16 protein-coding genes are annotated in these 20,239 nt (G+C 67.5%); 2 read left to right on the top strand and 14 right to left on the bottom strand.

Annotated elements, in window-relative coordinates; translation table 11 throughout:
* Window positions 1–202 precede the first annotated feature (202 nt).
* The 3 genes from XcuCFBP2542_RS02080 to glnA all read right to left on the bottom strand — a co-directional run bounded on the left by XcuCFBP2542_RS02080 (window position 203) and on the right by glnA (window position 3,689).
* Window positions 203–1,645, bottom strand: a complete 1,443-nt coding sequence (locus XcuCFBP2542_RS02080) for an ammonium transporter (protein ID WP_167526981.1) — start codon at window positions 1,643–1,645, stop codon at window positions 203–205.
* A gap of 22 nt (window positions 1,646–1,667) precedes the next feature.
* On the bottom strand, window positions 1,668–2,006 hold the full coding sequence (locus XcuCFBP2542_RS02085; RefSeq protein WP_002808480.1) for a P-II family nitrogen regulator: 339 nt from the start codon (window positions 2,004–2,006) through the stop codon (window positions 1,668–1,670).
* Window positions 2,007–2,279: 273 nt separating this feature from the next.
* Window positions 2,280–3,689 carry a type I glutamate--ammonia ligase gene (glnA, locus tag XcuCFBP2542_RS02090; protein WP_064507962.1) on the bottom strand — a complete coding sequence of 470 codons (1,410 nt, stop codon included), beginning with the start codon at window positions 3,687–3,689 and terminating at the stop codon, window positions 2,280–2,282.
* A gap of 223 nt (window positions 3,690–3,912) precedes the next feature.
* Between glnA and XcuCFBP2542_RS02095 the strand changes: the two genes are divergently transcribed.
* Window positions 3,913–4,707: an undecaprenyl-diphosphate phosphatase gene (locus XcuCFBP2542_RS02095; RefSeq protein WP_104601957.1), complete on the top strand. Its 795-nt coding sequence runs from the start codon at window positions 3,913–3,915 to the stop codon at window positions 4,705–4,707.
* Between the two features lie 75 nt (window positions 4,708–4,782).
* On the opposite strand, the gene XcuCFBP2542_RS02100 is transcribed toward XcuCFBP2542_RS02095, so the two are convergent.
* From XcuCFBP2542_RS02100 to XcuCFBP2542_RS02155, 11 genes are all read right to left on the bottom strand, one after another.
* Window positions 4,783–5,394, bottom strand: coding sequence for a YbhB/YbcL family Raf kinase inhibitor-like protein (locus XcuCFBP2542_RS02100; RefSeq protein WP_104601958.1), 612 nt, complete (start codon window positions 5,392–5,394; stop codon window positions 4,783–4,785).
* 601 nt (window positions 5,395–5,995) lie between these two features.
* Window positions 5,996–8,068, bottom strand: coding sequence for a tetratricopeptide repeat protein (locus XcuCFBP2542_RS02105; RefSeq protein ID WP_104601959.1), 2,073 nt, complete (start codon window positions 8,066–8,068; stop codon window positions 5,996–5,998).
* A 57-nt stretch (window positions 8,069–8,125) separates the two neighbouring features.
* Window positions 8,126–9,112, bottom strand: coding sequence for a YheT family hydrolase (locus XcuCFBP2542_RS02110; RefSeq protein WP_104601960.1), 987 nt, complete (start codon window positions 9,110–9,112; stop codon window positions 8,126–8,128).
* A gap of 63 nt (window positions 9,113–9,175) precedes the next feature.
* Entirely contained in the window at window positions 9,176–10,075 is a 900-nt protein-coding gene (locus tag XcuCFBP2542_RS02115) for a lysophospholipid acyltransferase family protein (RefSeq protein WP_211292962.1), read from the bottom strand.
* A 21-nt stretch (window positions 10,076–10,096) separates the two neighbouring features.
* Window positions 10,097–10,525, bottom strand: a complete 429-nt coding sequence (locus XcuCFBP2542_RS02120; protein WP_104601962.1) for a hotdog fold thioesterase — start codon at window positions 10,523–10,525, stop codon at window positions 10,097–10,099.
* A gap of 192 nt (window positions 10,526–10,717) precedes the next feature.
* On the bottom strand, window positions 10,718–12,733 hold the full coding sequence (locus tag XcuCFBP2542_RS02130; RefSeq protein WP_104601964.1) for a phospholipase D family protein: 2,016 nt from the start codon (window positions 12,731–12,733) through the stop codon (window positions 10,718–10,720).
* A complete protein-coding gene (locus XcuCFBP2542_RS02135) occupies window positions 12,730–13,302 on the bottom strand; it encodes a YceI family protein (protein WP_104601965.1) in 573 nt (190 codons plus the stop codon). Before XcuCFBP2542_RS02135 ends, XcuCFBP2542_RS02130 begins: the two co-directional genes overlap by 4 nt.
* 3 nt (window positions 13,303–13,305) lie before the next feature.
* Entirely contained in the window at window positions 13,306–13,782 is a 477-nt protein-coding gene (locus tag XcuCFBP2542_RS02140; RefSeq protein ID WP_104601966.1) for a SixA phosphatase family protein, read from the bottom strand.
* Between the two features lie 16 nt (window positions 13,783–13,798).
* A complete protein-coding gene (locus XcuCFBP2542_RS02145; RefSeq protein WP_104601967.1) occupies window positions 13,799–14,431 on the bottom strand; it encodes a ParA family protein in 633 nt (210 codons plus the stop codon).
* 150 nt (window positions 14,432–14,581) lie between these two features.
* Window positions 14,582–15,499, bottom strand: a complete 918-nt coding sequence (locus tag XcuCFBP2542_RS02150) for an AEC family transporter (protein WP_104601968.1) — start codon at window positions 15,497–15,499, stop codon at window positions 14,582–14,584.
* A gap of 159 nt (window positions 15,500–15,658) precedes the next feature.
* Entirely contained in the window at window positions 15,659–16,294 is a 636-nt protein-coding gene (locus XcuCFBP2542_RS02155; protein ID WP_104601969.1) for a tetratricopeptide repeat protein, read from the bottom strand.
* A gap of 195 nt (window positions 16,295–16,489) precedes the next feature.
* On the opposite strand from XcuCFBP2542_RS02155, the gene XcuCFBP2542_RS02160 reads away from it, so the two are divergent.
* Window positions 16,490–20,197 (top strand): indolepyruvate ferredoxin oxidoreductase family protein, encoded by a 3,708-nt coding sequence (locus XcuCFBP2542_RS02160; RefSeq protein WP_104601970.1) that lies wholly within the window; start codon window positions 16,490–16,492, stop codon window positions 20,195–20,197.
* The last annotated feature ends 42 nt before the right edge of the window (window positions 20,198–20,239 follow it).

Consider the following 20,239-nt stretch of genomic DNA (forward strand, 5'->3'; position numbering starts at 1 on the left):
ATGGAAAACGATGACGCCCGGCGGCGACGGCCGGTACCGCGCGTGCGCATCTGCGCGCCGACCAAGACAGACGTGGGGCTGGTCATGCAGTCACCTCGGCAGTTGACCCGCGCCAGCCGGCGAGGGAGACGCCGACCCGGCGCAGGCCGCGCCGGTCGGCGGGTTGCGCTGCCCGCAGCGGTGGCGCCACGGGCGGTCATGCTCAGGACTCGTACGCCGCTTCGCCGTGCGAGGTGATGTCCAGGCCCTCGCGCTCGGCGTCTTCGGTCACGCGCAGGCCGAACACCAGCCTGGCGACCAGGAAGCCCACCACCGACACCACGCCGATCCACACCACGGTGATGCCCACGCCCAGGGCCTGGATACCGACCTGGTGCACGATGTCGTAGTCGCCACCCTTCTGGCCGCCCAGCGAGGCCGCCGAGAACACGCCGGTCAGGATCGCCCCGATGATGCCGCCCAGGCCATGCACGCCGAACACGTCCAGGCTGTCGTCGGCACCGAGCAGGCGCTTCAGGCCGGTGACGCCCCAGACGCACAGCACGCCGGCCGCCAAACCAATGAAGATCGCACCGAACGGACCGACGGTGCCGCAGGCCGGAGTGATGCCGACCAGGCCGGCCACCATGCCCGAGGCCACGCCCAGGGCGGAGGACTTACCCTTGATGATCTTTTCGGTCAACGACCAGCCCAGGATGGCCGCCGCCGTGGCCAGCAGCGTATTGAGGAAAGCCAGCGCCGCGCCGGCATTGGCTTCCAGGTTGGAGCCGGCATTGAAGCCGAACCAGCCCACCCACAACAGCGAGGCGCCGACGAAGGTCAGGGTCACGTTGTGCGGCTTGATCGCCTCACGCCCCAGCCCTGCCCGCTTGCCGACGAAGTAGGCACCCACCAGGCCGGCGATGCCGGCATTGATGTGCACCACCGTGCCGCCGGCAAAATCCAGCGCGCCCAGCCCGAACAGATAACCGCCGGTAGCCCAGACCATGTGCGCCAGCGGCAGATAGCCGAAGGTGAACCAGATCACCGAGAACAGCAGCACCGCAGCGAACTTGGCGCGTTCGGCGAAGGCGCCAACGATCAGCGCGCCGGTGATGCCGGCAAAGGTGGCCTGGAAGGCAACGAACACATATTCCGGCAGGCTCACGCCCTTGGTGAAAGTGGCCGACAAGGTGTCGATGCTGACCCCCTTGAGCAGCGCCTTGTCCAGATTGCCGATCCACGCGCCTTCGCCGGAAAACGCCAGGCTGTAGCCGTACACCACCCACAGGATGGTCAACAGCGAGAACACCGTGGCGACCTGGATCAACACCGACAGCACGTTCTTGGCGCGCACCATGCCGCCGTAGAACAACGCCAGACCCGGCACCACCATCAACAGCACCAACAGCGTGGAGGTCAGCATCCAGGCGACATCCCCCTTGTTGACCACCGGTGCGGCCTCGGCGGCCGCCACCGGTGCGGCGGGCGGTTGCGCGGACGGCAACGGTTCGCTGGTGACCGGTTCGGTGGGCAACGGCGTGATCTGTGCACCGGACTGCGCGTGTGCGCTGCCCATGCCGCCCGCCAGCAGCGCGCTGACCAGCATCAGTATGCACACGCTGTAGAACCGGGCCTTCCACCCGGCAACAAGAGCTGTCTTCATACGGACTCCGGGGGGGTTGGACTCAGAGCGCATCGGCGCCGATTTCGCCGGTACGGATGCGCACCACCTGCTCGATCGCGGTGACGAAGATCTTGCCGTCGCCGATCTTGCCGGTGCCGGCGGCGTTCTGGATCGCCTCGACCACCGCGTCCAGGCGGTCGTCGGTCACCACGGTTTCGATCTTGATCTTGGGCAGGAAGTCCACGACGTATTCGGCGCCGCGATACAGCTCGGTGTGGCCCTTCTGGCGCCCGAAGCCCTTGACCTCGGTGACGGTGATACCCGACACGCCAGCGGCGGACAGGGCCTCGCGGACCTCGTCGAGCTTGAACGGCCGGATGATGGCGGTGATCAATTTCATGCGCATACCCCGAAAGGTGGAAGGAACCGGCCGGCATTGCGCCGCCCGGCGGTGTCATTCACCTGGATGCCAACCCCGGCATCCAATCGTTCGCAGAGCGCGCAGACCTCGGTCGATGCACTGCATCCACCGCGTGGGAGAGGTCAGGCCCGCGCGCCGCGAACGGTGTGCTTTCGCTTACCCCTCAACGCCACGGCAGCGCCGTGGCGTTGTCGAAATGGGCGGCGATGGTGCAGGTGGGAGGGAGGGCCTGCACCATCGCCGCGGTGGAACTCAGTTGCCGTAGTACAGCTGGTATTCCAGCGGATGCGTTGCCGCGCGGAACTTGGTGACTTCCTGCATCTTCAGCGCGATGTAGCCGTCGATGAAGTCGTCGCTCATCACGCCGCCGGCCTTGAGGAACTCGCGGTCCTGGTCCAGCGCTTCCAGTGCCTGGTCCAGGCTGGAGCAGACCTGCGGGATCAGCTTCTCTTCTTCCGGCGGCAGGTCGTACAGGTCCTTGTCGCTGGGTGCGCCCGGATCGATCTGGTTCTTGATGCCGTCCAGGCCGGCCATCATCAGCGCGGTGAAAGTCAGGTAGCCGGACTGCAACGGATCGGGGAAGCGCATTTCGATACGGCGTGCCTTCGGATTGGTGACCCACGGAATGCGGCACGAAGCCGAGCGGTTACGCGCCGAATAGGCCAGCATCACCGGTGCTTCGAAGCCCGGCACCAGGCGCTTGTAGCTGTTGGTACCGGAGTTGGCGAACGCGTTGATGGCACGGGCGTGCTTGAAGATGCCGCCGATGTACCACAGCGCCAGCTGCGACAGGCCGCCGTAGCCGTCGCCGGAGAACAGGTTGGTGCCGCCCTTGGTCAGCGACTGGTGCACGTGCATGCCGCTACCGTTGTCGCCGACGATCGGCTTGGGCATGAAGGTGGCGGTCTTGCCGTTGCGGTAGGCAACGTTCTTGATGATGTACTTCATCGTCAGCAGCTCGTCGGCCTTCTGCACCAGCGAGGAGAACTTGGTGCCGATCTCGCACTGGCCGGCGGTGGCCACCTCGTGGTGGTGCACCTCGGTCTCGATGCCGACCTGCTCCAGGGTCTTGATCATTTCCGCGCGCAGGTCGTGCAGGGTGTCGGTCGGCGGGACCGGGAAGTAGCCGCCCTTCACGCCCGGGCGGTAGCCACTGTTGCCGCCGTCGTACTTGGCGCCGGTGTTCCAGGCCGCTTCTTCAGAACCCACCTGGAAGAAGGTGTGGCCCATGTCGTTGGCAAAGCGCACCGAATCGAAGATGAAGAATTCCGGCTCCGGACCGAAGAACGCCTGGTCGGCGATGCCGGAGGACTTCAGGTAGGCCTCGGCGCGTTTTGCAATCCCGCGCGGGTCGCGCACGTAGCTCTGCATGGTGGCCGGGTCGAGGATGTCGCAGGTCAGCACCACGGTCGGATCGGCGAAGAACGGATCCAGGTAGGCGGTGCCGGCGTCCGGCAGCAGCACCATGTCCGACTCGTTGATGCCCTTCCAACCCGCGATCGAGCTGCCATCGAACATCTTGCCTTCTTCGAACAACGCCGGCTCGATGATGTTGGCCGGAAAGGTCACGTGCTGCTGCACGCCACGCATATCGACGAAGCGCAGGTCGACGAACTCGACCTTGTTGTCCTTGATCAGCTTTTCAACATTTTCCACGGACATCGGAAGAAACCTCGGATTGGAGTGAAGTGGCTCGTGGGCGGTACTACAGCAGGGACCATGCCAAGCTACCGCGCTTCACAAGTCGTTGATTTTACTGACCTCGGTCGAGACCGCTGCAGCTGCGAAAACACCACCGTGGTGCAAATCGACTCCATCTTGCACCGATATGGTGCATGCGGCAATGCACTATCCTTTGCCCTCCCCCGCACTCCTCTCCCGCCCGATGTCCGACCTCATTTCCGCCCTGTTGCTGGGCATTCTCGAAGGCCTTACCGAATTCCTGCCGATCTCCAGCACCGGCCACCTGCTGATCGCCGAACAATGGCTCGGACGCCGCTCGGATTTCTTCAACATTGTCATCCAGGCCGGCGCCATCCTGGCCATCTGCCTGGCGCTGCGGCAGAAGCTGTGGACCCTGGCCACCGGCCTGGGCGAGCGCGCCAAACGCGACTACGTGCTCAAGATCGGCGCGGCCTTCCTGGTCACCGCAGTGGTGGGCTTGATCGTGCGCAAGGCCGGCTGGCAGCTGCCGGAATCCATCCATCCGGTGGCCTGGGCACTGCTGATCGGCGGTGTGTGGATGCTGGTGGCCGAGCATTTCGCCGGCAAGCTGCCCGAGCGCGACGTGGTGACCTGGAAGGTGGCCATTGCCGTGGGCCTGGCACAGGTGGTGGCCGGCGTGTTTCCCGGCACCTCGCGCTCGGCGTCGGCAATCTTCCTGGCGATGCTGCTGGGCCTGAGCAGGCGCTCGGCGGCGGCGGATTTCGTGTTCATGGTGGGCATCCCGACCATGTTCGCGGCCAGCGGCTACGCGCTGCTGGAGATGTACAAGGACGGCGGCGTCGGCAGCGAGAACTGGACCGATGTGGCGGTGGCGTTCGTGGCCGCCACCATCACCGGCTTCATGGTGGTGAAGTGGCTGCTGGGCTACATCAAGCAGCACCGCTTCACCGTGTTTGCGGTGTACCGCATCGTGCTCGGCGCAGCCTTGCTGCTGTGGTTGCCGGCCGTGGCCTGAGGCGGTCACGCGGCCCTGCCGTGACCGCAGCGACGCTGCGGATCAGGGCAGCTGCGCAGGCGCTGGCGCCGGGTCTCAGCGCAGCGCCGGATTCAGCGTGTAGGTGCCATACAGCGCGGCCTCGGCCAGTACGTGGCCTTGCATCGCCGACAGCAGGTCGGCAGCGCTGAACGGGGTCGGCAGCGGCAGCTGCGCCACATCCAGCGCGAACACGCGAAAGAAATAGCGGTGCAGGCGCAGGTCGTTGAACGGTGGGTATGGGCCGTCGTAGCCCAGGTAGTCGCCCGCCATGTCGGGATTGCCGGCGAACCAGTGCGTGTAGGAATTCAGGCCCTGGCGCGCGCCTGCGGGACGGGCTGGTTGGTGCTTGCCTTTGGCCACGAACCCGTCGCTGCAACTGCCTTGCGCAATCTCGTGCACGGTGGCGGGGATATCGGCCATGGCCCAATGCACGAAATCGGTGCGTGGCTGCTCAACCGGGATCTGCAGATCCTGACGCCCTACCGTCTCCGGCACCGTCGGCACATCCGGGTCCAGGCACAGCAGCGCGAACGCGCGCGTGCCGGCGGGCGCATCGCGCCAGGCCAGGTGCGGATTGCGGTTGGGCGCGAAGCCGTCCGGGGTGCCGGCGGCGAATTCCACCGCAATCGGCTTGCCGTTTTCGATGCTGGTGCTGGTCAGACGCATGCGGAGTCTCCGTGGATCCAGGGCCGCCCAGGGTGCCTGGATCTGCGCAGCAGCGGAAGCAGCGGCGTGCGTCGGCGTACCCGCACCCGTAGGAGCGGCCCGGGCCGCGAGGGCGTTACCGATATCGGTGGGGCCCCATCGCGGCCGGGGCCGCTCCTACGGGGTTGGTCGGAGGTTTGGAGTGTAGCGGCACCAAGTGCAAACGCGGAGCCACATGCAGTTGTAGGAGCGGCCCAGGCCGCGAGGGCATTACCGATATCGGTGATGCCCCATCGCGGCCGGGGCCGCTCCTACGGGGTTGGTCGGAGGTTTGGAGTGTAGCGGCACCAAGTGCAAACGCGGAGCCGCGCACATCTGTAGGAGCGGTCCGGGCCGCGAGGGCGTTACCGATATCGGTGGTGCCCCATCGCGGCCTGGGCCGCTCCTACGGGGTTGGTCGGAGGTTTGGAGTGTGCGGCACCAAGTGCAAACGCGGAGCCGCGCACATCTGTAGGAGCGGCCCGGGCCGCGAGGGCGTTACCGATATCGGTGGTGCCCCATCGCGGCCTGGGCCGCTCCTACACGGCAATGCGCGGTTAGGGCCGGGGCCGCTCCAGGGTTGTCAGTCCTGTGGGTAGCCGAAGCGCACCGCAATCAGCGTAAGCTGATCGAACTGATCGCCCAGCACGCCGCGATAGTCGCGCCAGCGGCCCGCTGCCAGCCGCGCCGGCCCGCGTGGTTCGATCAACGGGAAGCTCAGCCCGAACGCCTGCTGCAATGCGTCGGAAATGCCCTGCGGGTCGTTCTCGATGCCATCCAGGCGAAGGATGCGGTGCGGGTACAGGTCGCGTTCGTGCAGCACCGCCAATTGCTCCAGCGCCACCAGCAGCCAGTCGGTGGCCTGCTGCGGCGATTGCAGTGCCAGCGGTGCCGGGGCCCCGGCCGAGAGCCAGTCCAGCAGCATGTCGCGCGGGTCGCGCAGCGCGATCGCCAGGCGCCCCTCGGGCAGATGCGGGCGCAACGCACCCAGTAGGCTGTTGTCCCACCACAGCAGCCAGTCGATGACATTGCCGTCATCGATGGCGCGGCGCGGCAACTGCGCCTTCCAGCCCTCCACCAGCGCCATCGGCGCGAGCTCGCCGGAGGCCAGTTGCTCGACGGTACGGTAGCTCTGCAATGCGTCCGACGGCGGGGTGGTGCCGTAGCGATCGCCGCGTACCAGCGGGGTGGCGGCGTCCATCACCGCGATCAGCCGTTCGACATGCGAGCCGGGCACGCCCCAGACGAACAACGGGCGCGCGGTGACGGTGTCGGGAATGGTCCCCAGCGCCGGCCACTGCATCGGCTGGCTGGCGGCCAACGGCGGCAACGGCAGCCGGTGCGGGGCCTGTTCGCGCTGGAACTGCATCCAGGTGGCCAGCGCCGCGTCGGGTTGCCCGGCGCGGTCCTGCACGTTGCCCAGCCAGGGCCGCAACACGGTCTGCTGCGGCGCCGGCAGGGAGTCGATCAGCGATTGCACGCAGGCGATCGCCGCCGCCGGGTCCCGCGCCAGCAGGGCTTCGACGATGCGCTGCTCGCCGCTGATGCGGCCCGGTTCCACCGCCACGATCTGGCGCGCCACCATTTCCGCTGCATCGGCATGGCCCTGCATGTCGTGCACGCGCATCAGCGCTTCCAGCGCCGGCAGGTGCTCGGGCATGGCCAGCAGCCAGCGCTCGATCACGCCTTGCGCCTGCGGCCCGCCGACCGGCTCCACCGCCAGTCGGGCCAGCCACAGGTCATGCGCATTGGCCGAAGTGGCCAGCGCCGCGTCCAGGGTGTCGCGCGCATCGTCCACCGCGCCCAGCCGCTCCCAGGCGGTGAGCAGCGCATGCAGGGTGCGGCGATCAGCCGGCCAGTGCGCCAGCGCCAGGCGTAGGTGCGCGGCGGCCTGGTCGGGGCGCCCGGCCTGCAATTCCATCTCGCCGGCAAGCCTGCGCATGGCCGGGATGTCGCCGCCGGGCTGGGCCAGCACGCCCTGCATCGCGGTCAGCGCATCGTCCAGGCGCCCCTGCTGCTGGGCCAGTTGGGCAATGAAGGCGCGCAGCGCGGTGCCGGGTGGGTTGAGTTCCGCCACGCGTTCGAACGCACGCTCGGCGAAGGCGAAATGCTCCTTCTGCAGGTAGGCAAAGCCCAGTGCGAACATCACCCGCGCATCGTCGGGCAATTGCTCGGCGGCGCGGGTGAGCAGCGCCAGCGCGCGGTCGCTCTGGCCCCGACGCATCTCCACCACGCCGTCGACCGCCAGCAACTGCGGGTGCTCCGGCGCCAGACGCGCGGCGGTGCGGCTCAGCCGCTCGGCGTCGTCCAGATCGCCACGCGCCACCGCCAGATGCGCCTGCATCACGTAGGCATCGAACTGATTGGGGTCCAGCGCGGTGCTGCGCGACAGCGCGGCATCGGCCGCGGCCAGATCACGCGCGGCCAGCAGCAGGCCGGCACGCAGCAGGTGCAGGTCGGCGTCTTCCGGGGCCAGCGTCAGCGCGGTGTCGATGCTGGCCAGCGCCAGCGCCGGCTGACCTTGCTGCTGCAGGGCCAGCCCGAGCCAGCGGTGCGGCGGTGCGGCGTCCGGCGCGGCCGTCACCCATTCGCGGGCCAGTGCCACCGCATCGTCGGCCGCATTGCGGCGCAGGGCTTGAAGAATGGCGTCTTGCATGGCGGCGGTGTGTCCCGGACAAACCGCTATTGTAGCGATGCGCGGCGGGGCGCCGACCTACCGGGTGGCAGCCAGCCGCTCGGCCACCCAGCGTTCGGCAAAGCCGTCGCCACGGGCGTTTTCCAGAAAACCGCAATGGCCGCCCCAGCGCGCGATCTCCAGCTGCGCCTGCGCCGGCAGGCGCCAGGCGGCGAAGTCTTCGAACGGAATCACCGGGTCGTCCTGGGCCATCAGGATGGCTGCGGGCACCTGCAACCCCGCCAGCCGCTCGCCGGCGATCGAGTAACTCTCGAAATATGCTTCCAGCGAGCCATGGCCGGTGTGCTGCACCGCCAGCCAGGCCATCAAGCCGCGCATGTCCAGTGCCAGGGTGGCGTCGTCGTAGCCATGCTGGTCGGGAAACAGGGCGCGCTTGCGCAGCAGCGAATCGCGCCATTTACGGCGGAAATACCAGTCGTAGAACTGCGGGCCCTTTTCCAGCTGGGTCATGGTGGCGGCCGGGTCCAACAGCGGGCACACCGCCGCCACGCCGGCCAGCGGCAACCCGGCGGCCGGCGCACGCAAGGCCAGCCGCAGCGCGAAATTGCCGCCCAGCGAATATCCGGCCGCCAGCAGCTGCGCCGACGGAAAGCGCTGCCACAGATCGCCTGCGGCGTTGACTACCTCGTCGATGCGGTCGGAGTGGAACAGGTCCACGTTGAGATGATGGGTACCGCCGTGGTCGCGGAAATTCAGCCGGAACACCTGGTAGCCCAGGCCAAGCAGGCGCGCAGCGGTCAGCCGCATGTAGTTCGAATCGGCGCTGCCTTCCCACCCGTGCAGCAACAACACGGTGCCGCGCACCGGCGCATCGCCGGGTGGCACGCTCAGCCAGCCCTGCAGGCGCACGCCGTCGCCGCCATCGAGGATGTGTTCGCTGGTGACCGCGCCACTGGCGGCCAGCAGCTGCCGGCTGCGCAACCGGCGCAAGGCGCTGCTGCCCAGCACCGATTGCACATGCGGATTACGCAGCCAGCGCGGCGGCTGGTAGTCGGAGGCGTTCATGCGCACGCCTGGCCTGCTGGTGGCAGCTTGACGATGGCGGCGATGCGCACCTGCATTGCCGGCTCAGGACTCCATCGCGGCGATGATGCGGTGCCGCGAGGTATCGGCCAGGCGACGCCGCCCTTCGATGTCCAATGCCCCGATCGGCTCCAGGAAATGCACCTCCGCCAGCCGCGACGGCTCACCGAGCAGGCGCACGATATTGGCAAAGAAACTCTCGCGCTCGCCAAAGGCCACCACCGCCTGCGCATTGCCGCGCACACCGTAGCGCAGCGCCACCGGCTGTACCGGCACGCCGGCTTCCACCGAGGCCTGGAAGATGCGCGCATGGAACGGGCCCACTTCGGTGCCGCCGCGGGTGCGCCCTTCCGGAAACACGCCCACCGGCTTGCCGCTGCGCAGGCGCTGCAGCATTTCCTGCAATACCCCGCCCATCGATTCGGTGTTGCCGCGCTGATGGAAGATGGTCTGGCCCTTGGCCGCCAGCCAGCCCACCAGCGGCCAGCCGGCGATCTCGCGCTTGGCCACGAAGCCCATCACGCGCTGGCTGTGCAGCATGGAGATATCCACCCAGCTGACGTGGTTGGCCACGAACAGGGTGGCGCCAGGCAACGGCGTGCCGACGCGGCGCAGGCGGAAGCCGAAGATGCGCATCAGGTTGCCCTGCCACCAGCGGATCATCCGCTCGTCCAGGGTGTCCTCAGCGCCGGTACGGATGCGCGCCAGCGGCGGCGCCACCACGCACAGCATGGTGATCGGCAGGCAGATGCACAGATGCAGCAGCAGCACCGGCACCCGGTACAGGTACCGCAACGCGCGCAGCACGCCGCCAGCATCGCGCGTGGCGTCCAGGGATGACTCGCTCATTCGACCAACGGGACCGGTAGCAGGGGGAGGAGGCACGGCTATTGTGACAGCAGCTTGGCGGCGGCGCAGTGCCGGTGGCGCACGGCGCTGTTCCACCCATGCGCCTGGCGGACGCGCTCAGCCATCGTTGCGCGCCACCACCGCCAGGGTCAGCCGCGACACGCACACCCGTTTGCCGGCCGGATTCTCGATGACGATGTCCCAGACCTGGGTACTGCGCCCGACGTGCACCGCGCGCGCGGTACCAGTGACCAGGCCCTGGGTGGCGGCCCGCAGGTGATTGGCATTGATTTCCAGCCCCACGCAGATCTGGCTGCGCAGGTCCACGCACAGGTTGCCGGCGCTGCTGCCCAGGGTTTCGGCCAATACCACCGAAGCGCCACCATGCAGCAGGCCATAGGGCTGCCGGGTGCGCGTGTCCACCGGCATGGTGCCGCGCAGCCAGTCGTCGCCGACCTCGGTGAACACGATGCCCAGGTGCGCGATCAGGCTGTCGCGGCTGGTGGCGTTGAGGGCGGCGAGGTCGACGGGTTCGCGAAAAATCATGGGCTGGGAATCGGGAATGGGGAATCGGGAATCGGGAATCGGGAATCGGGAATCGGGAATCGGGAATCGCAACAGCATCTGCGGTGCCGCGGCCGGATGCAACGGCGGCGACGGGTCGCTGCACTGCCACGACGGTGACAGACCGGGCGGGAGCGTTGCATGCGCCCGCTGCACGTCCCGGCAGCGGGGTGCTCAGAGAATCGGCACCAGGCCGGCGCCAAACGCTGTGAGCATGCGCACCAGCAGCCACTTCGGCCCCACGTTGACCTCGGGGAAATCGCCGACCGCCACATAGCACTGGCGGAATTGCGGGTCCTGCCGCTTGAGTGGGAACGGGCAGCCCGGGCCGGGCTGGAACTCGTAGTTGGTAGCGTAGCGCCAGGGCCAGAAATCCAGCACCGGCAGCGCTTCGGACATCTTGCCCACGCTGTAGTTCAGACCACTGAGGACCGGCGGCTTCTCGCGCGACGCCACCGTCCAAGCATTCTCCGGGCTGATGTCGCGTTCGATGCTCGCCGCCAGCGCCTGCGCAAAGCGCACATCGTCGATCACCACCGCCGCCTCGGTGTTGTAGTTCTCGCTGCGCGGGTCGAAGTTGTGCGTGCCGATCACGCCGATGCGGCGGTCCACCACCAACGATTTGGCGTGCAGACCCATGCGTGCGCCGGCACGGGTCACCGGCAGCGGTTTGTTGACCGCACGCGTGCCCAGGAACGAGGGCCGGGTTTCGGTCCGCAGCACGCGGCGATCAACCGCGCTGCCGCCGGGCGCCCGGCCGCCACCGCTGCTGCCGCGCAGCGCGCTCGCTGGCGCTCTGTCTGCCCCACCGCCACTGCTGCCACGCATCGCATTGCCGGCCGCGCTGCCACCGATCAGGCGGTTGTCGCGGCTGTCTTCGTTGGTCTGCAACGCCGGGTTGAGCGGGTCCGGCACCAGGTTGGCGTAGTCCACCGGTGCATCCAGCGGAAACGGCTTGAACTCGTAGACGTTGAAGCCCAGTTCGCGCAGGTTGCGGCGTTTGAACTTGTACGACAACGCATACACGATGGGGTTGTCGGTAGCCGCCAGGCTATTGCTGGACACCACGATGCGCGGCGGTTGCGGGCGGGCGCGCAGGCTGCGGAAGATCGCCTGCGCCTGGTCGGACAACACCAGGTACGGCGTCTGCAACAGCACTTCCTGCTGCGCGCCGGCGATCAGGCTGTCCAGTTCCGGCGCGGTGGACACCGCCTTGGCGGCGTGGTCCTTGCGATGCTTCTGCGGCAGGTCGGCCACGTACAGCACGCGTTGCACCGGCATGGCCGGGGTGACGAAGGCATCGCGCACGAACTGCGGATCGCGCGCCTCGCGATCTACCCGCGCCACCCGGTCCGGGCGGCGGAACTGCGCCGGCGGCATCTGCGGCACGCCCTGCTCCAGCAACAAGCGGCCCACATCGTTCAGTCGTTCGACCGGGATGCTGCGCCGCGCGCGCCAGAACGCATCGAAGTTGGCGGCCATGGCGCGCACTTCCGGTCCGGCCAGGATCACGTCGCGGTCGCGGAAGTTGTATTCGCTGTCCCAGTCGTAATAGTCGTCCTGGTAATTGCGCCCGCCCACCACCCCCAGCACGTCGTCCACCACCAGCAGCTTGTTGTGCATGCGCTGGTTGAAGCGCCGGAAACAGCACAGCACGCTGCCAACGTAGTCGAAGTAATTGAGCTTGACCTTGCCGAAGGTGGGGTTGTAGATGCGCAGCTGCAGGTTTTCATGGCTGCCGGCCAGCGCACCGAGAATCTGCAGGTCGGTGATCGCCGAAAGCTGATCGATCAGGATGCGTACCTTGACCCCGCGCCTGGCGGCGTCGGTCAAGGCATCCAGCACCATGCGCGCGCTGTCGTCCTTGTCGAAGATATAGGTCTGCAGGTCGATGCTGCGGGTAGCGCTGCGGATCAGGTTGAGCCGGGCCACCAACGATTCTTCGCCATGGTCGACGATGGTGGCGTAGTGGCGCGGTGCGCTTGGCGTGGAGGCGCTCATCGCATCGCCCCCCAGCGTGCGCAACGGCGAAGGCAGGGCGCAATGGTTGGCCTGCGTGCACTCCACCACGGTGCTGCGCGCGGCAGCGGCCACGGCGGCGGCACGGTTGCGTTCGATGTTCGACAGACCCGCGCATCCGGTGCCTAGCAACAGCGTTGCCAGCACCAGGACCTTCAACAGCCACTTCACGGGCGCCGCGCCTCCTGCAGACGCCCGCGCAAAATAAATGTCACCCTGTCGCCCAGGGCCATCTGCCACGCATTCATTCCATAACGTCCACGCAGGACCGTACCCCGGCTGATCACCTCGCAATCATAGCCCGGCCGGGCGCACTCCGCGGACGCCACATGCAGGGTTTCCATGTGGGTGATTCCGCGGATGGTCAGGTTGCCGAGGATGTCGCCCCCCTGCGTGACAACGCCCCGGGTGTAGGGCAACGACTCGAACTCCACCACCGGGTAGCGGGCCACGTCGAAGAAATCCTCGCCGCGCATCCAGCCGGTGTAGCGGTCCTTGCCGGGGATCTCCACCTGGGTGGCGTCCAGCCGAAAACGCACCTGTTCGCGTCCGTCGGCCAGCTCCACCACCTCACCATGAAAACGCGGAAACAAGCCCTCGATCCTCATGCCGAAGCGGGTCCTGATCTCGAACCCGAAGCGCGATTGCGCCGGGTCGATCACATGCACCTGCTGCTGCGCGAGGCAGGGCAACGCGGCCCACAGCGCCAGCCAGGCGACCCAGCGCAGCGACAGTGACACCGATCAAGGCCACCAGAACGCGGTCAGGCGGGCGATGCCCGGCTCGATGGTGGCCTCCAGCGGAAGCGCCAGCAGCGCGATCGAGGCGGTCGGCATGCCGCGGTAGTCACCGCTCTGGCCGCTATGCATCAGCGCCGCCAGGCGTTCCAGGCCCGGGTTGTGCCCGACCAGTAGCAGGCGCTCGGCGTCGCGGTGTTCGTCCACCAGGCTGGCCAGGGTGCCGGGGGTTGCCTCGTAGATGCGCTCGTCCAGGCGTTGTTCGATGTAGCCGGTGAGTTCGAGCACCGCTTCCAGGGTTTCGCGCGCGCGCCGGGCCGGCGAGCACAGCACCCGGTCGGGCACCAGCCGCTGTTCGCGCAGCCAGCGCCCGGCGGCCTCGGCTTCGGCAATGCCGTGCGGCGACAGCGGGCGGTCGAGGTCGGCCTGGCCGGTGTCGGCCGGCTCGGCATGGGCATGTCGCAACAAGATCAATTCGCGCATTGGGAACGTTCCGGTTCTAGGACTTTTTGAGCCACTTCAGCAGTGGCTCCCAGTCCTGTTGATGGTCGCGCACCTGCGCCGAGCGGTAGTCGAACAAACTGCGCCCCAGGCCGGCCATGACGACATAGGCCTGGGTATCGCGCAGCTGGGCCACCAGCGGGTACGGCCAGCTGCCGATCATGTCGGCGGCCTGTTGCGAGGTCTGGGTCCAGGGACGGGCGCGATTGAGCACCAGCCCCACCGGCAGTTTGCGCTGATGCACGCGCGGCACCTTGGCCAGGGTGTTGAGGAAGCCCACCACCGCTTCGATATCCAGCGCCGACGACAACACCGGCACCACGACGGCATCGACATGGTCCAGGAAACCGCCCAGGTCATCTGCCATGGCGCCGGCCGGGGCATCGATGACCAGGTAATCGGTGCCCTCGGGCACGGCGGCCTGCCAGTTGCGGCGTTTGGTGGCATCGATCGGCAAGACCGCGCTTTCCAGACTGGCCCGGCGCTGCGCCCAGCGCGTGGACGACCCCTGGGGGTCGGCATCGGCCAGCACGGTGCGCTGGCCCTGCAACGCCGCATGTGCGGCCAGATTGGTGGCGATCGTGGTCTTGCCGACGCCGCCTTTGGAAGCGGCCACCAGGACTGTCTTCATGCACGCCTCGCTTCCGGGAGCTGGCAGGCAGCGTACACCGCGGCCGGGTGAGGAAGTAGTTGAAAAACGTTAAACGCGCCGGCATGCCGGCAACGCCTGGCGAACGAGGCCGCAACGCGGATGTGCCAGCGTGGATGGGGACGCTTGAGGTCAGCGTGCCAGCTGCGCCAGCAGCCAGGCCCACGCGGGCAGGGTCAACAACGACAGCAGGATGCTGTAGCCGACCATGGCTGCGGCCAGACGTGGTGCCAGGCGATGCGAAATGGCCAGCGCAGCGGCGGTAATCATGCTGGGCATGGCCGACTCCAGCACAGTGGTCTGCAGCATCAGCCCATGCAGGCCAAGCGCCCAGGACAGCGGCAACGCCAGGATCGGCATCACCGCCAGCTTGAACACCAGGCCCAGCGCCAGTGGCTTGAGCTCCTCGGCCGGCAGGCGCAGCTGCAGCGAGAAACCCACCGCCAGCATCACCAGCGGCAGCATGGCATCGGCCAGGCTCTTCAGGCCGGCGCCGATCCAGCCCGGTGGCTGCCCGGGCATCAGCGTCAGCGCGAACAGCAGCGCCCACAATGGCGGGAATCGCAGCATCCGCTGCACGATCACCCTGGCGGTGGGTGGGGTGTCGCCGCTGTAGCGCGCCAGGACGTACAGGCCGAACGTGGACAGCAGCACGAAGGTGCCGAACTGGTCGTAGACCACCGCGTACGGCAGGGCTTGATCGCCAAGCAGCGCACGCACCATCGGAAAGCCGATGAAGCTGGAGTTGGTGAACACCACGCACATCAACAGCGCGGCGTAGTGGGCGCGACCGATGCGCAGCAGGCGGCTGCAGCCCCATAGCAACGGCACGATGAGCGCGGTCAGCAGCCAGGGCGTGGCGATCAACCCGCCTAGCGACGCATCCAGACGCAGCCGCGGCACATAGGTCAGCACCGAGGCCGGCAGGCAGATGGACAGCACGATGCGGTTGAGCACGTCGGCGCTGCTGTCCGGCAATACCTTGCACCGTGCAAATACCAGGCCCAGCCCCAGCATCGCCAGGATCAACGCAAATGCATCCACCGCCATGGCGACATCGTGTCCGTCAGAAAGCCGGCCACAGCATCGCACGACGCGCGGCGCGCCCGGATCGGCGCGTGGCGGCAACGCCCCTTGCCGCCACGCCGCAGATCTCGCTGGTCGCCAGCGGCAACGCCAACCGCAGGCATTGCCCGCACGGCGCGCCGGTTACGGCGACGCCGGCGGATTGGCCTGCCAGGCCGCGAACACCTCCGCCAGGCCGGTGCGATCGACCTCGCGCCAGTCCGGCAGCAGGCTGGCATAGTTGGCGGTGCTGCCCCAACGGTCCGGCCAGGTGCGCACGGCGGCGGCGTACCACTCGGTCGCCTCTTGCTTGTGACCGGCGCGCCACAACGCCAGTGCGGCGGCAGTAGGCAACCACTCCGGCGCAGCCGGGCGGCCGTTGGCCAGATTGGCCCACTGCTGCAGCGCCTGGTCCGGCTTGTCGGCACGCAGCAGGTCCCAGCCGTAGTTCCAGGTGATGGCGCGGTATTGCTGGCTGCCACTGGAGACCAGCGCCAACGCGCCCTGGTAAAGCTCATCGCCCAACTGGGTCCGCCCGCCAGCGTAGGCCAGCGAGGCCAGCTGCGCGCGCGGTTCGGCGGCACGTGCGTCACGCTGCACGATCGTGGCCAGGCGATCGACAACGGCGTCGCCATGTCCCTGCACCGCCACCACCGGCTTGGTCGTGGCGCGGTCTTCGTCGAAATAGAACTCTTTTGGCTTGGGCAGACCTTGTGCCTGCGCCAACGACCACACGCCCCCGAGCAGGACCAGTGCGGCCCATGCGTATTTCCTTTTCACCGTGTTTTCCCCTGACAGCAAACGATGGTTCCCGTTCCCATCCTAACCGCAGCGCGACGGGCATGCATCCGTGCACCGCCTAGGCGCGTGAAGACTGGCTGCTACACTTCCGGTCGCCATTTTAGAGCCGTCGGACGGGTCATGCAGTTTCAGATGAGACGTCCCAGCTCCACAGCCACCCTTTCCGGGCACGCCATGACCAGTACCGCTGCACTTTCCTCTCCAGACGCTGCCAATATGCCGGAGCTCGTCCGGGTGGATGCGGACTACGCGCTGGAGCACAAATACACGCGTGCCGACGGCCGCATCTACCTGTCGGGCGTGCAGGCGCTGGTGCGGCTGCCGCTGATGCAGCGGCTGCGCGATCAGGCCGCCGGGCTGGACACGGCCGGCTTCGTCAGCGGGTATCGCGGCAGCCCGCTGGGCGGGTTGGACCTGGAACTGTGGCGCGCACGCAAGCATCTGGACGCAGCCAGGGTGACCTTCGCCCCCGGCCTCAACGAGGACCTGGCCGCCACCATGGTGTGGGGCACCCAGCAGACCAACCTGTTCCCCGGCGCCAAGGTGCAGGGCGTGTACGGCATGTGGTACGGCAAGGGCCCGGGCGTGGACCGCAGCGGCGACGTGTTCAAGCACGGCAATGCCGCCGGCACCTCCCCCTACGGCGGCGTGCTGGCGCTGGCCGCCGACGACCACGCGTGCCGCAGTTCGACCCTGCCCCATGGCTCGGAAGACGAATTCGTCAGCGCGATGATGCCCATCCTCAACCCGGCCGGGGTGCAGGACATCCTGGACATGGGTCTGCTCGGCTGGGCGATGAGCCGTTACACCGGCCGCTGGATCGGCTTCAAGACCATCGCCGAGACGGTGGAATCGTCCGCCTCGGTGCAGGTGAACCCGTTCGCGCGCAGCATCGTGCTGCCGGAGGACTTCGCGCTGCCACCGGGGGGCTTGAGCATCCGCTGGCCAGACCCGCCGGTGGACCAGGAGATGCGCCTGCATCGCTATGCAGTGGCCGCCGCGCAGGCGTTCGCCCGTGCCAACGGCATCGACAAGGTGGTGCTGGATTCGCCACAGGCCCGGCTGGGCATCGTCACCACCGGCAAGAGCTACCTGGACGTGTTGCAGGCGCTGGAATACCTGGGCCTGGATGCATACGCCTGTGCGCAGATCGGCATCCGCGTCTACAAGGTCGGCATGACCTGGCCGCTGGAACCGGTGGGCATCAGCGCGTTTGCCCGCGGGCTGGAAGACATCGTGGTGGTGGAGGAAAAGAAGGCCTTCATCGAGCGGCAGATGAAGGAGCTGTTCTACAACTGGCCGGCCAGCGCCGGCGCGCGGCCGAGCATCGTCGGCAAGTACGACGAGCACGGCGCGTGGATCCTGCCTTCCACCGGCGAGCTGACCCCGGCCACCATCGCTGCGGTGATCGGCAGGCGCATCCTGCGCCTGCTGCAAGCGAGCACGATCAATACCGATTCGATCGAGCAACGGTTGCGCTGGATGGATGCCAAGGAAGCGGAAATGGCGCTGCCCCGCGCGCAGTTCCCGCGCGTGCCGCATTACTGCTCCGGCTGCCCGCACAACACCTCCACTGCGGTGCCGGAAGGCTCGCGTGCACTGGGCGGCATCGGTTGCCACTACATGGTGACGTGGATGAATCGCGCCACCGATACCTTTACCCATATGGGGGGCGAAGGCGTCACGTGGTCCGGGCAGGCACCGTTCACCGACACCCCGCACGTGTTCCAGAACCTGGGCGATGGCACCTACTTCCATAGCGGCTCGCTGGCGATCCGGCAGTCGGTCGCCACAGGCGTCAACATCACCTACAAGATCCTCTACAACGATGCGGTGGCGATGACCGGCGGGCAGCCGGTGGACGGCACGCTCAGCGTGCCCGACATTGCGCATCAGTTGCGCGCCGAAGGCATCCATGAGATTGCGGTGGTCAGCGACGACATCGGCAAATGGACGCGGCGACGTGACCTGTTTCCGCCTGAGGTCGCGTTTCACGATCGTGGTGAACTGGATGCCGTGCAGCAGCACCTGCGCACGGTCAAGGGCGTGTCGATCCTGATCTTCGACCAGACCTGCGCCACCGAAAAACGGCGTCGTCGCAAACGCGGCAAGCTCATCGACCCGCCCAAGCGGGTGATGATCAATTCGCTGGTGTGCGAAGGCTGCGGCGATTGCGGCGAGAAGAGTTTTTGCGTGTCGGTGTTGCCGAAGGACACCGAATTCGGGCGCAAGCGCCAGATCGACCAGTCCAACTGCAACAAGGATTATTCCTGCGTCTCGGGCTTTTGCCCGAGCTTTGTCACCGTGCATGGCGGCGCACCGCGCAAGGGCAAACAACGCGATGCCAGCGCGTTGCTGGAGACGCTGCCCGCACCGCCGCAGCGCACGGCGCTGGAACAGCCCTGGAACATCCTCATCACCGGCGTCGGCGGCACCGGGGTGGTGACCATCGGCGCGCTGCTGGGCATGGCCGGGCATCTGGAAGGCAAGGGCGCCACCGTGCTGGACCAGACCGGCCTGGCGCAGAAAGGCGGCGCGGTGACCACGCATATCCGCATCGCCCGCCAGCCCGACGACATCCACGCGGTGCGCATCGCTGCCGGCGAAGCGGATCTGGTGCTGGGCTGCGACATGGTGGTGGTCAACGATTATTGGGCGCTGTCCAAGGTGCGCGATGGCCGCACCGAGGTGGTGCTCAACACCTACGAAGCGATGCCCGGCACGTTCACCACCCAGCCGGATCTGCAATTCCCCGCCGCCGAGATCATCGCCGGCGTGCGTACCGCACTGGGTGGGCGCGATCCATTGCTGCTGGATGCCACGCAACTGGCCACCGCCCTGTTGGGCGATGCCATCGCCAGCAATCTGTTCGTGCTGGGCTACGCCTGGCAGCATGGGCTGGTGCCGTTGTCGCATGCGGCGCTGATGCGCGCGATCGAGCTCAATGGCGCGGCGGTGGCGATGAACCAGCAGGCCTTTGCCTGGGGCCGGCTGGCCGCAGTGGATCTACCGGCCGTGCAGCGCGCTGCGGGCCTGCCCGGCTCGGGCGCACCGGCGCACCTGCAAGGCGACACGCCGGCGGCACGCGTGCCAGGCCGTTGGGAAGACCATGACCTCAGCGGCCAGAGTGCGCCGCGCGCGTTGGCGCAAACCGATGGCGGCACGCTGCACGGCGACGTTGATGCACCGACCGCCCCGCTCGATGACGAACAACTGGCGCCCTCGCTGGACGACGCCATCGCGCGTCGCATCGCCTTCCTGACCGACTACCAGGATGCAGCCTACGCGCAGCGCTACCGCGCGTTGGTCGAACGCGTGCGCAGCCACGAGGCACAGCGCGTGCCCGGCAGCAGCGCGCTGACCGAAGCGGTAGCCCGTTACGCCTTCAAGCTGATGGCCTACAAGGACGAATACGAAGTGGCGCGGCTGTACACGCGCGGCGACTTCCAGCGTCGGCTGCAGCAGCAGTTCGAAGGCGATTACACGCTGCGCTTCCATCTGGCGCCGCCGTTGCTGGCAAAGAAGGATGCGCAGGGCAATCTCATCAAGCGCGAGTACGGGCCGTGGATGTTCACCGCCTTCAAGCTGCTGGCACGGTTGAAGTTCCTGCGCGGCAGCAGGCTGGACGTGTTCGGCTACACCGCCGAGCGGCGTGGCGAGCGGGCGCTCATCGCCGATTACCTCGCAACGGTGGAGGGTTTGCTGGACCGCCTGGATGCCGACAACGTGGGCCTGGCCGCGCAGATTGCCAGCATTCCCGAACATATCCGCGGCTATGGCCACATCAAGCATGCGCACCTGCGCGAGGCCAAGGCGCGCGAGGCGGCGTTACTGGTGCAGTGGCGCAATCCGAGGGCGTTACATGTGGTGCAGGCGGTGTAATGTCATCGATCGATGACATCCCTCCCATGTAATCGTTCGGTG

The organism is Xanthomonas cucurbitae (assembly GCF_002939885.1).
GTDB classification, from domain to species: Bacteria; Pseudomonadota; Gammaproteobacteria; order Xanthomonadales; family Xanthomonadaceae; genus Xanthomonas; species Xanthomonas cucurbitae.

What these genes read in the sequence shown, in the direction of transcription:
- XcuCFBP2542_RS02110 (WP_104601960.1), bottom strand. Translation starts at nt 9,112, where the DNA reads ATGAACGCCTCCGACTACCAGCCGCCGCGCTGGCTGCGTAATCCGCAT.
- XcuCFBP2542_RS02145 (WP_104601967.1), bottom strand. Translation starts at nt 14,431, where the DNA reads ATGAAGACAGTCCTGGTGGCCGCTTCCAAAGGCGGCGTCGGCAAGACC.
- XcuCFBP2542_RS02095 (WP_104601957.1), top strand. Translation starts at nt 3,913, where the DNA reads ATGTCCGACCTCATTTCCGCCCTGTTGCTGGGCATTCTCGAAGGCCTT.
- glnA (WP_064507962.1), bottom strand. Translation starts at nt 3,689, where the DNA reads ATGTCCGTGGAAAATGTTGAAAAGCTGATCAAGGACAACAAGGTCGAG.
- XcuCFBP2542_RS02080 (WP_167526981.1), bottom strand. Translation starts at nt 1,645, where the DNA reads ATGAAGACAGCTCTTGTTGCCGGGTGGAAGGCCCGGTTCTACAGCGTG.
- XcuCFBP2542_RS02120 (WP_104601962.1), bottom strand. Translation starts at nt 10,525, where the DNA reads ATGATTTTTCGCGAACCCGTCGACCTCGCCGCCCTCAACGCCACCAGC.
- XcuCFBP2542_RS02100 (WP_104601958.1), bottom strand. Translation starts at nt 5,394, where the DNA reads ATGCGTCTGACCAGCACCAGCATCGAAAACGGCAAGCCGATTGCGGTG.
- XcuCFBP2542_RS02160 (WP_104601970.1), top strand. Translation starts at nt 16,490, where the DNA reads ATGACCAGTACCGCTGCACTTTCCTCTCCAGACGCTGCCAATATGCCG.
- XcuCFBP2542_RS02085 (WP_002808480.1), bottom strand. Translation starts at nt 2,006, where the DNA reads ATGAAATTGATCACCGCCATCATCCGGCCGTTCAAGCTCGACGAGGTC.
- XcuCFBP2542_RS02150 (WP_104601968.1), bottom strand. Translation starts at nt 15,499, where the DNA reads ATGGCGGTGGATGCATTTGCGTTGATCCTGGCGATGCTGGGGCTGGGC.
- XcuCFBP2542_RS02105 (WP_104601959.1), bottom strand. Translation starts at nt 8,068, where the DNA reads ATGCAAGACGCCATTCTTCAAGCCCTGCGCCGCAATGCGGCCGACGAT.
- XcuCFBP2542_RS02140 (WP_104601966.1), bottom strand. Translation starts at nt 13,782, where the DNA reads ATGCGCGAATTGATCTTGTTGCGACATGCCCATGCCGAGCCGGCCGAC.